Genomic DNA, 11197 nt, shown 5'->3' with positions numbered 1-11197 from the left:
GCGAGACGCTCCGGGCCGGATCGCACGGACCCACACGAGCGCCACCACCAGCTGACCGGGGAGCCGTCCCATGTACGAAGAAACAGTCATGGCCGTAAGCACAGGAGCCGCCAGCGGTGTCCTCTCCTACCTGCTCCAGGGCCAGGTCGACGCCTTGCGCACCCGGATCTCGGCCATCTTCCGTCGCGGCGGCAACCCGGAGGAGGAGGCCGCTGCCCTGCACATACTGAATGAGCACGCGGCAGCGCTGGCCCGGCGTGAGATCACTGAGCGCACCGTCACCGACACCTGGACCGACCTCTTTGCCGCCTTTCTCGACGCTCACTCCGACGCCCAAGCCGATATCGAGGAACTCAAGACGCCGGCGCCGACGAAGACGGTCATCATCGGCTCCCAGCACAACCACGGTTCCGGAGCCTTCATCGGCAATGACCACTACGGCAACATCAACATCAACACCCGGGACGACCGGTGACCACCGACGCCCCAACACCTCAGGAACCGCGCACCGTCCAGAACAACTTCGGCGGCGCCTTTGTCGGCCGTGACCACCACGGCAACATCAACATCCATAACGAGATCGACCCGCAGACCAAGGCCACACTCACGAAGCTGGGGAAGTCCGCGCCCGCGCTTTCCCAGATGCTCGAAAAGGCTCTGCGAGACGGTGTTATCTCACCTGACACGGTCAGCCAGCTCTCCTTGGCCGCACGGAGCATCAACGAAGACGTCGCCGACCAGATCTCGCGCGCCTCCCACCGAATCAACGAGGACGTCGCCGGCCTTCTCACCCATGCAAGCCAGAGCATCAACGAGGATGTCGCCAGCCAGCTGACCCACGCCGCAGACCGACTGTCCAATGCCTCCGCAAAGCTCGACTTCGGCTCGCTCGACCTGCTCGTCAGGCGCCTGGAGGGGGTTCTCGGCCACGACGACGGCAGCGACCTCAACGGGCTCGCCACTCGGCTGGAGAACGGCCTCAACGATCTCAGCACGGCGACACACCAGGTCGGAAGCCTGAAGGGTGACAGCACCCAGACGGCGAGACTTGAGCAGGTGACCAGGTCGCTCACCGACATCGCGAAACGAGTCGAGGCAAGGGTGACCCCACCTCCCCCAGTGATCCTCCCCGACTGGGAGGGACGATTACGGTGGTTCGGCGTCGGCGTTCTGCTCGGCATCTTGATATCGATCGTGTACGCGGCCTACTCGTAAGCACCCCGCTCCCGACGCTCCGGGACGGTGTGTGGTGACTGGCCGTCACTTTGTATGGTGGCGGCCGGAAACTGGTCCGATCGAGGTCGCTCCCTCCATCCTCGCGCCTGAGCATCGGACATGGTGATCTTGGTGACAACAAGATCGCTTTTGTGTCAACTACACTGCTTCGGCTCGACCAGTTGGTCCGGGCTCGCTCGCGTATAGGACGGCTTCTCTTCCCAGAACCAGCCGTGGGCGGCGCCGCAGCGAAATCCCGGCGCGTGATCCCGGCCCCGAAGGGCCGTCCGAACGCTAGAGCGCGTAGATACTGACCGACATGGCAGAAGGCTCCGATTCGCAGCAGGACGTCACCTACCGGGCGCCGGTCGGCTCCGTCGACCTCAAGGCGTTCGACGACGATGGCAACTCGTACGAGATCCATGTGGCTTCGAACGAGTCTTCTGGCCCCGGCGGAACGAGTCCTTTGGCCCCGGGTGGCGATCTCTGGGCCCGGTTGCGAACGAGTCGATTGGCCCCACCTGGGTGCGAGCCGTGGGCGGCCTCGCGGTGATGGGCTGTCAGGCCAGATCGGCGACTGCTCGCGGCGGTTCGGGCAGGGACAGTACGTCCGTCGGTGAGGACAGGGACGGTCCGACCCAATCGTCTTCACGTGCGTGGGCATCGTTGTCGGCCAGTTGTCGACGGCTCGAAGCCTGACCGCCGGTATGCCGCAGTCGGAGGCGCCGGTGAGTTCGTTCCCGCCGCCGTCGCCGATGTAGAGGCAGTCCCGCGGATCGGCGCCAAGGCGGCGTGCGATCAAGCCGAAGAGCTCGCCGTGCGCACGCCACCGCTGGCGCAGTCCAGTGTCCGTCAGCGATACAGCGGAGCGGCCAGGCTCAGTCGCCTCGGACGCGGGCGTGCAGATGCATGTCGTGTCGGCCATCGTCGTGCACGGCGGCGCTGCGCTTGGTGCCTTCCAGGAGGTAGCCGGACTTTGTGGCGACCCTGCACGAGGCGGGGTTGCGGGTCGAGTGGTCCAGCTCCAGCCGGTGGAAGCCGATCTCGTCCAGGGCCCAGGTGGTGAGCGCCAAGAGAGCGCGCGAGGCCACACCAGCGCCGCGGGCGGCTGGGAGTACCCAGTAGGCCGCGCCGGCTATGCCGTCGTCGAAATCCAACCCGCGTAGCGCGATCCGGCCGAGCACCTCAACGCCGTCGCGGGTGATCGCCCAGTGGCCGCCCCTCTCGTGTTTCCAGTCCTGGTGGTATGCGTCGAACCATTCCCGGACCTCATGCTCGGTGGCGGGCCGACGCATGTGCCAGCGGCGGACTTCATCATCTCGGTACGCAGAAAGGAACGCTGGTGCGTCGGCTTCTTCCCAAGGACGCGGCAGCAAACCCCCGGTGGTGGGCAGCACGGGTTGAGGGGAGCCACCGAGCAAGCCGGAGGCGATGACGGGCGGCGTCGACAAAGCGCGAGTCATGCACCATGATCGCCCAACGCTGGTCGCACACGTCAACAACGAGCCATTCGCCAAGGCCCACGACCGCCACCATGTCGTGGCTGCAGTCGGGAACCTCAGGAGGCTGCAGTGGCCTGCTGGCGGGCTTTGGTGTGGGCGAGGCGGTAGGAGTCACTGCCGGTCTCGATGATGTTGCCGCCGAAGGTGAGGCGGTCCACGATGGCCGCGCAGAGCCGGGGGTCGGTGAACGTCTTTGTCCACGAGGAGAACGACTCGTTGGAGGCGATCGCCACGCTGTTCCTTTCCTCACGCTCCGTCAGAACCTGGAACTGTGTGCTACCGCAGCCCAGCGCGGACTCGATCGAGGAATGCAAGTGCACTTGGTGCAAACCAAGCGGCCCCGGGTGACTGCAATGCCATCCGGATGAGGGAAGCACCTCAGCAATCCGTTGCCCCAGAAGCACCTCATCAGCAGGCATGAGCCATGTGTCCGTCGTCTTCGTGCGAGAACCCGCGATTGCCATAGGGCAAGAGTGCCAGTACGTCCCTCCCACCCTGCCGTCACTCCTCGCTCCCCACACTCCTCACACCGTTCAAGTGTCAAGGAAGTGAGGCGAGGAGTATCGCTGGCCGTTTTCAAGAATCGCCATCAGCGGAGGGCACGCCGACGTGTCCCACGGCGGGGGCACAAAGCTTGCCAGGGCAGACAGTACCGGGCTGGCCGGCATCCTCGCCGACGGCCGGCTACGTGACTTCGGCCAGTTGCGTGGCTACAGCTTCGCTACCTGGTGCAGGGGGGAGGCGGTCCGATGGGGCGGCGACACGGTGATGCCGTGCGCCTGCGCTGTGGCTGTTGAGATTTCCGGTGTGTGCGTGAGTCCCGGTGACTACATCTACATGGACAGCGCCGGTGGCGTCGTGATTCCCTCCGCCAGCCTGCGGCGGGTGCTTGCCATCGCGGAGGACATCTCAGCCGAGGAAGCGGAGGCCGCGAGGGGCATCAGAGGTGAACAGGCGCAGCCAGGTGAGTAGCGGCGCAGACCCGCGGGAAGTGGCGGCTGCTGGAGGCCCCCTTCCCGTCGTGCCCCACGCATACGAGATCAGCACCCTGCCGAGCTGGACGCCCTCTCCTGGACCCGGTGCGTCCCGTTGGCGCTGCACGAGGTCCCACGCGGTGCCGACGACGGCGACGTCACTCGCGAAAGCCCAGACCGCCAGGTGGTCGGGACCCAGCGTCACGGTGCACGACCAGTCGGCCGTCGCCGGACGTGACGGCGCCAGACGATCCCTGCCGCCTGGAAGCACGCGTCCACATCCGTGCCCGGCCTGTCGAGGGCGACCTGCAACGCAGCGTCGCCGCTACGGGCCGGGCACGAGCGATGGGGCAGTTTGGGCAACCCTTCCTCGTCCTCCCGTCCCGGTCGTGAGGGGAGGCAGCCGGGCTCGCGACGGGCGGCCGCTCGCTTCTGACCACCACTTCAACGGTCCGCCCGTGCATCGCCCCGGGCAGGCCCTCACCCGCGGTCCCTGCACCCCTGCAACACGGTAAGAGTCGGGGCGATGCATGACGCGAATAGGGCAGAAGAGACACTCCAGCACCGTCTGGGAGGTAGGCATGCCGGAGTACAGCAAGAGCCCACAGCGCATTTCACAGCTCACCGACCAGCAGTATCGTGTGACCCAGCGAGACGAGACGGAGCCCTCATTCTCCAACGCCTACTGGGACAACAAGGCACCCGGTATCTATGTGGACATCGTGTCCGGGGAGCCCCTCTTCGCCTCGATCGACAAGTACGACAGCAGGACCGGCTGGCCCAGCTTCACGAGGCCTCTGGAGTCGGGCCACGTCGTCGAGAGGCCCGATACCAGCCACGGCATGGTCCGTGTCGAAGTACGGTCGGCTAAAGGGGACAGCCACCTCGGGCACCTGTTCCCGGACGGGCCCAGCGACCGCGGAGGACTGCGGTACTGCATCAACTCCGCATCGCTGCGCTTCGTCCCCCTGGAGCATCTGGAGCAGGAGGGCTACGGCCGGTATCTGAGCGTCTTCGAGACGACGGAAGAGGACGCCGCCGAGAGCCGATGACCGGCAACCAGGGCAGGGCCCCGGAGCTCGAACGGCATGGCGACTCGGCGCCCCGTCTTGCGGCTCGGGGCCCAGCAGGGCCCCAGCCGACACCCGTGTACAGCGGTACGTAAAGCGCTCATGTGCTGCGGCGCCCAAGGGGTCGAGTCCCCTCCACGGATCGGAGGCGGCCAAGACAGTAGAGCAGACCCACCCCCTCCAATGGGATCATCTTCGCCGCGGTGAGCCAGAAGACGCCCGCCGGACGCCCGCCGGACCTCACGAGCAAACCGCCGGGCCAGGGAGAAGGACCGCACAGTGACCAGGAACATCGACAACCTGCACCCAGAAGACGGCGCCATCGTGCCGCCTGAGCAGATCCCCACCGCTGTCACCGCAGGCCGCCTGGCCTACGGCGATGGCACGACCCAGATCTTCCAACCCGACGGGAGCGCCTCCTACTTCGAGGCAGGACGCCAGACGGAGGGCACCTGGTCCGTCGACGAGAATGGGCGCTTCTGCTCCTTCTGGCCGCCCTCCTACCAAGCGTCCTACGATCTGCGCTGGGTGGTGGAAGGGGGAGTAGTCGTCGGCCTTCGGTTCTCCGACCTGAGGAGCGGTACCTGCTTCGACGGCCGTTTCCAGTAGCCTCAGGTTCCGCTTGAGGTGACAAACCCGAGCGGTGGCCCACCAGCTTCCAGCGGCCCCGCCTTCCGGTCGTGGCGGGCACCACCGAGCTTGCCGCGCCGACGGCGACGGCGTGCCATCCGCAGGGGAGGCCATGGGTGGCTCAGTCGGCGCCGACGGGGATCGACAGTACTGTGATGCCGCTCATGTTTAGCCAGACCGTCTCCGGTGCGCGCACCAGACGTAGCATCACTTGTCCACACTGCTGGCAGCGGGCTACCAGTCCCGGTGCCTGGCGGTATACGTGCAGGAGTGCGACGGGCCCTGTGTTGCTGCAGTGCGCGCACTGGCTGGTCGCTGCTGTCAGGTCGACCGCGAAGAGTTCGGCCAGAGGGCCGGCCAGCGAGTTGCCGTCGATGTAGCCGCCCTCTGCGTCGCGTGGGATACCAGCGTCTGCCGGTGTGCCTGCCGTCATCTCAGTCCTCTCCTCAGCCGAAGCGCTCTGTGCGGACTCGCTCGGGGTCGTGTCCGAGGAGCACCAGGTAGGCAGCTGCCTTCTCGACGAATGCCGTGGGTCCGCAGACGTAGCAGGTGGGCGCGAAGTCCGGTGGCCATCCGTGGCGTACGAGGTCGTCGGGTGTGATGCGGCCCGGGGGGCGCGCGGACTGCTGTGGCGCTTCCCGGGTGTAGATATGTGTGACGTCGACCCCTGGTGTTCCTTGACGGAGTTCTGGCCCGTACAGCAGCTCGGCCGGCGATCGCAGGGAGTACAGCGCCCGGAAGGGAACCCGGCTGCCGGCTGCGCGCCGCGAGCGGATCATGCACATCAGCGGCACCAGCCCGGAGCCTCCGGCCACGAGCAGGACCGGTTCTTGCTGCTCCGGCTGCCAGACGAACCAGCCTCCGACCGGTCCCCGCAGTTCCAGCTGGTCGCCGGGCATGAGCTCGTCGACCAGGTAGGGAGAGACCTCGCCCTCAACGACGCACTGCACTGTCAGTTCCAGGCGCGTTCCGTCCGGGGCCGAAGCGATGGAGTAACTGCGTTGTGTGCTGTAGCCGTCTTCCGCGGTCAGCCGGATGTCCACATGCTGGCCTGCCACATGGCCGGGCCATTCCGGCACCTCCAGCACCAGCGTGACGGCCGTCGCGGACTCAGCGCGACGTTCTGTCACCTCGGCGACCCTCCAACGGAGCCGGTCGCCTAGTCTCCTCGATACCGCTGTTCTTGCCACGGGTCTCCGTAATTGTGGTAGCCGGCGCTCTCCCAGAACCCCGGGATGTCGTTCTCCCGCAACTCCAGTCCGTGCACCCACTTCGCGGACTTCCAGAGGTAGAGGTGCGGGACGAGCAGTCGGGCCGGACCGCCATGCTCGGGGGCGAGCGGCCGGCCGTCGTAGCCGTACGCGATCCAGGCCTTGCCGTCCAGAAGATCCTCCAGCGGGAGGTTCGTGGTGTAGCCCCCGTAGGAGGAGACGAGGACGTACTCGGCGGCCGTCTCGACATCGGCGAGCAGGACGTCCAAAGACACCCCCTGCCACCCGGTGCCGAACTTCGACCACTTGGTCACGCAGTGGAGGTCTGCCGTCGGGGTTTCCGACGGCAGCTTCGTGAGGGCGGCCCAGTCCCAGTTGTGCCGCCTCCCGGTTTCCGTGGTGACGGACAGCTCCCACTTGTCTGTGCTTATCCGCTGCGTGGGCCCGGCCGAGAGGACCGGAAAGTCCGTGGTCTCGTACTGTCCGGGTGGCAGCTTCCTGCCCGCGGGCGGCCGTCGGCCGTGGAAACCGCGCGAGATGATCGCCATGCTGGCCGTCCAATCTGCTCGCCGGAAGCAGGGCTAGCGCCCCTAAAAAGTATCAGCGACGGGGAACACACGCCTCTTATCTTCCTTCTCTCCCACAGCCCTCAGCCGCACCTCCGGCCTTCGGCGCGACGTCGGTCCAGACATTGCGCAGTCAGTCGAAGTGCCCGGCGGCCGCCAATTGAACCGAACCGAAGCAGCACGGCAAAGCACTGCCCCTCGGGTAAGGAAACCGCGCTCGGGTCCGTTACTGTAGGCCCCGCGCGTAGGGTTCTGGGTGGACGACGGAGCCGCGAGCGCTTCGGTGAGGCCAGCAAGCGGTCGGCTCCGGCCAGTATCGGCACGAGGCTCTGGAGTTTGCAGAGCTCCGCCTTGTGCGGCGCGGTTACCCACGTCTCCGGCTGTGGTGAACTCGGAGGCTGTTACGCACTTTCGGGTGACGGCCCGCACCGTATCGGGGTGGCGTGGTGTGGCGGCTGCGGGGAATTTAGCCAGCTTTTGCAAGGCCGCATGTCAATCCCCTGGTTGCGTAGAGACGTTGGTTATGCGGCCCGGCCTTCCTGATCGGTCCGGGCTCGCGCTTCCTGGATGATCCGTTCGAACTCGACGGGCGGGTTCCCGCCGGCCGCGCTGCACCCGCCGACCCGCGCGTGCGGACCGGACGCCAACGGCGTGCGGCACAGCGTGCACAACCCCGGCTCGCTGGGAAAGGACCCGGTCGACCCGGCACCGGTGCGAGGCCCCCGACGGGCACCCACTCCTCGCCGGGCCGCCCCGCTTCCACCGCCGGACCCCGGCGGAGGTCCTGGCGGCGCGCTGCCGATCACTACCTTCACCGCTTCAGCCACGGATCCACCTTCAGCGGTCGGGTTCACGGTTGGGTCCTGGCTCGGGCCCGGCGCACCGAGGCTCGGACGTACTGGCAGGAAGCCCTGCGCGGCGACATCGCCGACCCCCAGGGCGGCACCACGAGACACGCTCGCCGTGCAGAGGGACGTCATGCCCGCCGTTTCTGTTCGGATCATCTTGGCCGGGCGGTGTGTCCGATGTTCCCGACAGCAACGGGTGATGCGCACCGAGACGACACCTCCCGGGTCGGACATCGTTTTCGAGGCACAGAAGTGCATCGTCCGTCACTTGCAATAGTGCAGACGGTGAGTGCACCCACTCCTTTGAACGATTCAAAATTCTTCCTCGGGACGCCGTTCGGCGAGTCGGGTTCCGGGACGGCCGCAGGCTCCACCCCGTGTGGTCATGGCCTGAACGTGGTGAGGCAGTCCCCACAGAAAAGCGCTTTTGCAGGCAATTATTCCGGCAACGGCCGTCCTTGCGCGAACCCTTGACGGTTGTGATGTGCACACTTACCGTCTCCGGCGACGACGTAAAACGATTCAAGTCGGTGAAGTGCCAGAGCTCTGCCGTCAGTTGAGCCCGCAGTCCTCCGCCGTCGCGCCTGCGATCGCAGCCGTGCGGGGAGGCACTCTCCCTGCCCGGAAGGAGCACGGCGCCTTGTCCGCACCACGCGACATGCCCCGCCCGTCCCGCCGCCAGATCCTCCTCGCCACATCCGTCGTGGCCGCCGCCGTCGCGCTGCCCCCTCAGTCGGCCGGCGCCGCCACGGCGGGACCGCGACCCGTTCTCACCGCCTTCCCGCCGGCCGATGTCCGGCTGCTGGAGAGCCCGTTCCTCGCCAACATGCGGCGCACCTGCGCGTATCTGCTCTTCGTCGACGCCGACAGGCTGCTGCACACCTTCCGCCTGAATGTGGGACTGCCCTCCTCGGCCGAACCCTGTGGGGGGTGGGAGGCGCCAGGGATCCAGTTGCGCGGCCACACCACCGGGCATCTGCTCAGCGCGCTGGCCCAGGCACATGCCCATACCGGCGACGACGCCTACGCGGCCAAGGCCCGGTCCATCGTGTCGGTGTTGGCCCAGTGCCAGCAGTCCGCCCCGGCCGCCGGCCATCACCGCGGCTATCTGTCGGCCTTTCCCGAGTCCGTCTTCGACCAGCTCGAAGCCGGCGGCAACCCGTGGGCGCCGTACTACACCCTCCACAAGATCATGGCGGGCCTGCTCGACCAGTACGAACTCAGCGGCAACGAGCAGGCGCTGGCCGTACTGCTGGACATGGCGGCCTGGGTCGACGCCCGCACCTCACCGCTCTCCTACGAGCGGATGCAGACGGTGCTGAACGTGGAATTCGGCGGCATGAACGACGTGCTCGCCCGCCTCCATCTGGTGACCGGCGACGCGACGCACCTCCTGACCGCCCGACGCTTCGACCACGAGTCGCTGTACGCACCGCTGGCCGCCGGCCGGGACGAACTCGCGGGGCACCACGCCAACACCGAAATCGCCAAGATCGTGGGAGCGGTACCAAGCTACGAGGCCACGGGAGAGCGCCGCTACCTGGACATCGCCGACCATTTCTGGACGACGGTCGTACGGGACCACTCGTACGCCATCGGGGGCAACTCCAACCAGGAACTGTTCGGGCCGCCGGGCGAGATCGTCAGCCGCCTTTCCGAGGTGACCTGCGAGAACTGCAACAGCTACAACATGCTCAAGCTCGGGCGGCAGTTGTTCCTCCATCAGCCCTCCCGCGCCGACCGCATGGACCACTACGAGTGGACGCTCTACAACCAGATGCTCGGCGAACAGGATCCCGACTCCGAGCACGGGTTCGTGACGTACTACACCGGGTTGTGGGCGGCCTCGGAGCGGCAGCCCAAGGGTGGCCTCGGTGCCGCGCCCGGCAGTTACAGCGGGGACTACGACAACTTCTCCTGCGACCACGGTTCGGGACTGGAGACGCACACCAAGTTCGCCGACAGCATCTACTTCCGCACCCGTGGCACGCGCGGTCCTGCGCTCTACGTCAACCTGTTCATCCCTTCCGAAGTGCACTGGCGGGAGGTGGGAGTGACGATCCGTCAGGAGACGGAATACCCCACGGCCGACCGCACCCGTCTCACCGTCACCGGGGGAGAGGCACGCTTCACGCTGAGGATCCGTGTCCCCGGCTGGATGGCGGGCTCCGGCAGACCGGCCGTGCTGAAGGTCAACGGCCGGCACGTCCCGGTCCGGCCGGAGCCGGGAACATATGCCACGGTGGACCGGCGCTGGTGCTCCGGGGACACGGTGGAGCTCGTGCTGCCCCGCGAGCCCCTCTGGCAGGCCGCGCCCGACAACCCGCAGGTGAAGTCGCTGTCGTACGGCCCGCTGGTCCTCGCGGGGGAGTACGGCGACACCGCGCTCGCCACCCTCCCCTCGGTCCGTCCGGACACCCTGCGCCCCGCGCCCGGCAGCGCCACGGCGTTCACCGCACTCGCCGACGACCGGCGCGTACAACTGAGGCCGTTCCACGAAGTGCAGCACCAGCGGTACAACGTCTACTGGGCCGTGCGGCCGCGTCCCGCGCGCGAACGGGACATCGTCCGCTATCCCTTCGACGAGGGGAACGGCACCTCGGCGGCCGACCGTACCGGCGCCTTCGCCGACGCGACGCTCGTCGGCGCGACCTGGGACGACAGCGACGGTGTGCGCTCGGTGTCCCTGGACGGACACGGCGGCCACGTCGCGCTCCCCGCCGGCCTGCCGAGCGGGCTGGACGAGCTGACCCTCGGCGTGCGGGTACGCGTCGACACCCTGGCCGCCTCCGCCCGCGTCTTCGACCTGGGATTCCACAAGGAGACCTATCTGTTCCTGGCGGCCACCACCGGCGCCGGGCGGGCCAGGGCCGCCCTGAAGATCGCCGGAATGCAGGCCGAGGACTTCATCGACGCGGGCGCCCCGCTGCCCGTGGGCCGGTGGACCCACGTGGCCCTCACCCTCGCCGGCGGCACCGGCGTCCTGTACGTCGACGGCGTCGAGGCCGGCCGCAACTCCGCCATGGTGGCGAGCCCCCTCCTGCTCGGCGCGAGCACCCGCAACTACCTGGGGCGCTCCCAGAACGCCACCCACCCCTACCTGCACGGCGCCGTCCGCGACTTCCGTCTGCACAACCGGGCCCTGAGCGCGTCCGAGGTGGCGCGACTGGCCGTCGGCTGA

Annotated in this window: 10 protein-coding genes and 3 pseudogenes; 8 read left to right on the top strand and 5 right to left on the bottom strand. The window is 67.5% G+C overall.

From position 1 onward, the window contains the following. Nucleotides 1–70 precede the first annotated feature (70 nt). Complete coding sequence (locus OG819_RS47890) at nt 71–475, top strand: hypothetical protein (RefSeq protein WP_266655993.1); 405 nt, start codon at nt 71–73, stop codon at nt 473–475. Further along, nucleotides 472–1215 (top strand): hypothetical protein, encoded by a 744-nt coding sequence (locus tag OG819_RS47885; RefSeq protein ID WP_266637812.1) that lies wholly within the window; start codon nt 472–474, stop codon nt 1213–1215. Before OG819_RS47890 ends, OG819_RS47885 begins: the two co-directional genes overlap by 4 nt. A gap of 878 nt (nt 1216–2093) precedes the next feature. On the opposite strand, the gene OG819_RS47880 is transcribed toward OG819_RS47885, so the two are convergent. Together OG819_RS47880 and OG819_RS47875 are read right to left on the bottom strand one after the other, a co-directional pair. Beyond that, the gene (locus OG819_RS47880; protein ID WP_266655991.1) at nt 2094–2678 is read right to left on the bottom strand and encodes a GNAT family N-acetyltransferase; all 585 of its coding nucleotides are present in this window, start codon (nt 2676–2678) and stop codon (nt 2094–2096) included. A 95-nt stretch (nt 2679–2773) separates the two neighbouring features. Then, a pseudogene (locus OG819_RS47875) lies at nt 2774–2986 on the bottom strand (ATP-binding protein); the annotation flags it as partial. Nucleotides 2987–3326: 340 nt separating this feature from the next. Here OG819_RS47875 and OG819_RS47870 point away from each other — a divergent pair. From OG819_RS47870 to OG819_RS47860, 3 genes are all read left to right on the top strand, one after another. Continuing rightward, nucleotides 3327–3689 (top strand): hypothetical protein, encoded by a 363-nt coding sequence (locus tag OG819_RS47870; RefSeq protein WP_266637808.1) that lies wholly within the window; start codon nt 3327–3329, stop codon nt 3687–3689. A gap of 583 nt (nt 3690–4272) precedes the next feature. Then, complete coding sequence (msrB, locus tag OG819_RS47865; protein ID WP_266637806.1) at nt 4273–4743, top strand: peptide-methionine (R)-S-oxide reductase MsrB; 471 nt, start codon at nt 4273–4275, stop codon at nt 4741–4743. Nucleotides 4744–5040: 297 nt separating this feature from the next. Further along, complete coding sequence (locus OG819_RS47860; protein WP_266637804.1) at nt 5041–5370, top strand: hypothetical protein; 330 nt, start codon at nt 5041–5043, stop codon at nt 5368–5370. A 142-nt stretch (nt 5371–5512) separates the two neighbouring features. Here the strand turns inward: OG819_RS47860 and OG819_RS47855 are convergent, their stop codons facing one another. Genes OG819_RS47855 through OG819_RS47845 form a run of 3 tightly spaced genes read right to left on the bottom strand, consistent with a single transcriptional unit; the run spans nt 5513 to nt 7150 of the window. Next, complete coding sequence (locus OG819_RS47855; RefSeq protein WP_266637802.1) at nt 5513–5824, bottom strand: DUF6510 family protein; 312 nt, start codon at nt 5822–5824, stop codon at nt 5513–5515. A 13-nt stretch (nt 5825–5837) separates the two neighbouring features. Then, a complete protein-coding gene (locus tag OG819_RS47850) occupies nt 5838–6581 on the bottom strand; it encodes a ferredoxin reductase (RefSeq protein ID WP_266637800.1) in 744 nt (247 codons plus the stop codon). Beyond that, nucleotides 6551–7150: a sulfite oxidase-like oxidoreductase gene (locus tag OG819_RS47845; protein ID WP_266637799.1), complete on the bottom strand. Its 600-nt coding sequence runs from the start codon at nt 7148–7150 to the stop codon at nt 6551–6553. Before OG819_RS47845 ends, OG819_RS47850 begins: the two co-directional genes overlap by 31 nt. A gap of 624 nt (nt 7151–7774) precedes the next feature. On the opposite strand from OG819_RS47845, the pseudogene OG819_RS47840 reads away from it, so the two are divergent. The 3 genes and pseudogenes from OG819_RS47840 to OG819_RS47830 form a co-directional block, all read left to right on the top strand. Next, a pseudogene (locus OG819_RS47840) lies at nt 7775–7955 on the top strand (hypothetical protein); the annotation flags it as partial. Beyond that, nucleotides 7951–8118 (top strand): annotated as a pseudogene (locus tag OG819_RS47835) (hypothetical protein); the annotation flags it as partial. The pseudogenes OG819_RS47840 and OG819_RS47835, both read left to right, overlap by 5 nt. Nucleotides 8119–8674: 556 nt before the next feature. Continuing rightward, entirely contained in the window at nt 8675–11197 is a 2523-nt protein-coding gene (locus OG819_RS47830) for a beta-L-arabinofuranosidase domain-containing protein (protein WP_266638729.1), read from the top strand.

The sequence above is a fragment of the Streptomyces sp. NBC_01549 genome (assembly GCF_026339955.1).
Lineage (GTDB): Bacteria > Actinomycetota > Actinomycetes > Streptomycetales > Streptomycetaceae > Streptomyces.
The sequence above is the reverse complement of the archived record's forward strand: the minus strand, read 5'-3'. Positions and strand labels throughout refer to the sequence as shown.

What these genes read in the sequence shown, in the direction of transcription:
- OG819_RS47845 (WP_266637799.1), bottom strand. Translation starts at nt 7,150, where the DNA reads ATGGCGATCATCTCGCGCGGTTTCCACGGCCGACGGCCGCCCGCGGGC.
- OG819_RS47830 (WP_266638729.1), top strand. Translation starts at nt 8,675, where the DNA reads ATGCCCCGCCCGTCCCGCCGCCAGATCCTCCTCGCCACATCCGTCGTG.
- OG819_RS47890 (WP_266655993.1), top strand. Translation starts at nt 71, where the DNA reads ATGTACGAAGAAACAGTCATGGCCGTAAGCACAGGAGCCGCCAGCGGT.
- OG819_RS47855 (WP_266637802.1), bottom strand. Translation starts at nt 5,824, where the DNA reads ATGACGGCAGGCACACCGGCAGACGCTGGTATCCCACGCGACGCAGAG.
- OG819_RS47880 (WP_266655991.1), bottom strand. Translation starts at nt 2,678, where the DNA reads ATGACTCGCGCTTTGTCGACGCCGCCCGTCATCGCCTCCGGCTTGCTC.
- msrB (WP_266637806.1), top strand. Translation starts at nt 4,273, where the DNA reads ATGCCGGAGTACAGCAAGAGCCCACAGCGCATTTCACAGCTCACCGAC.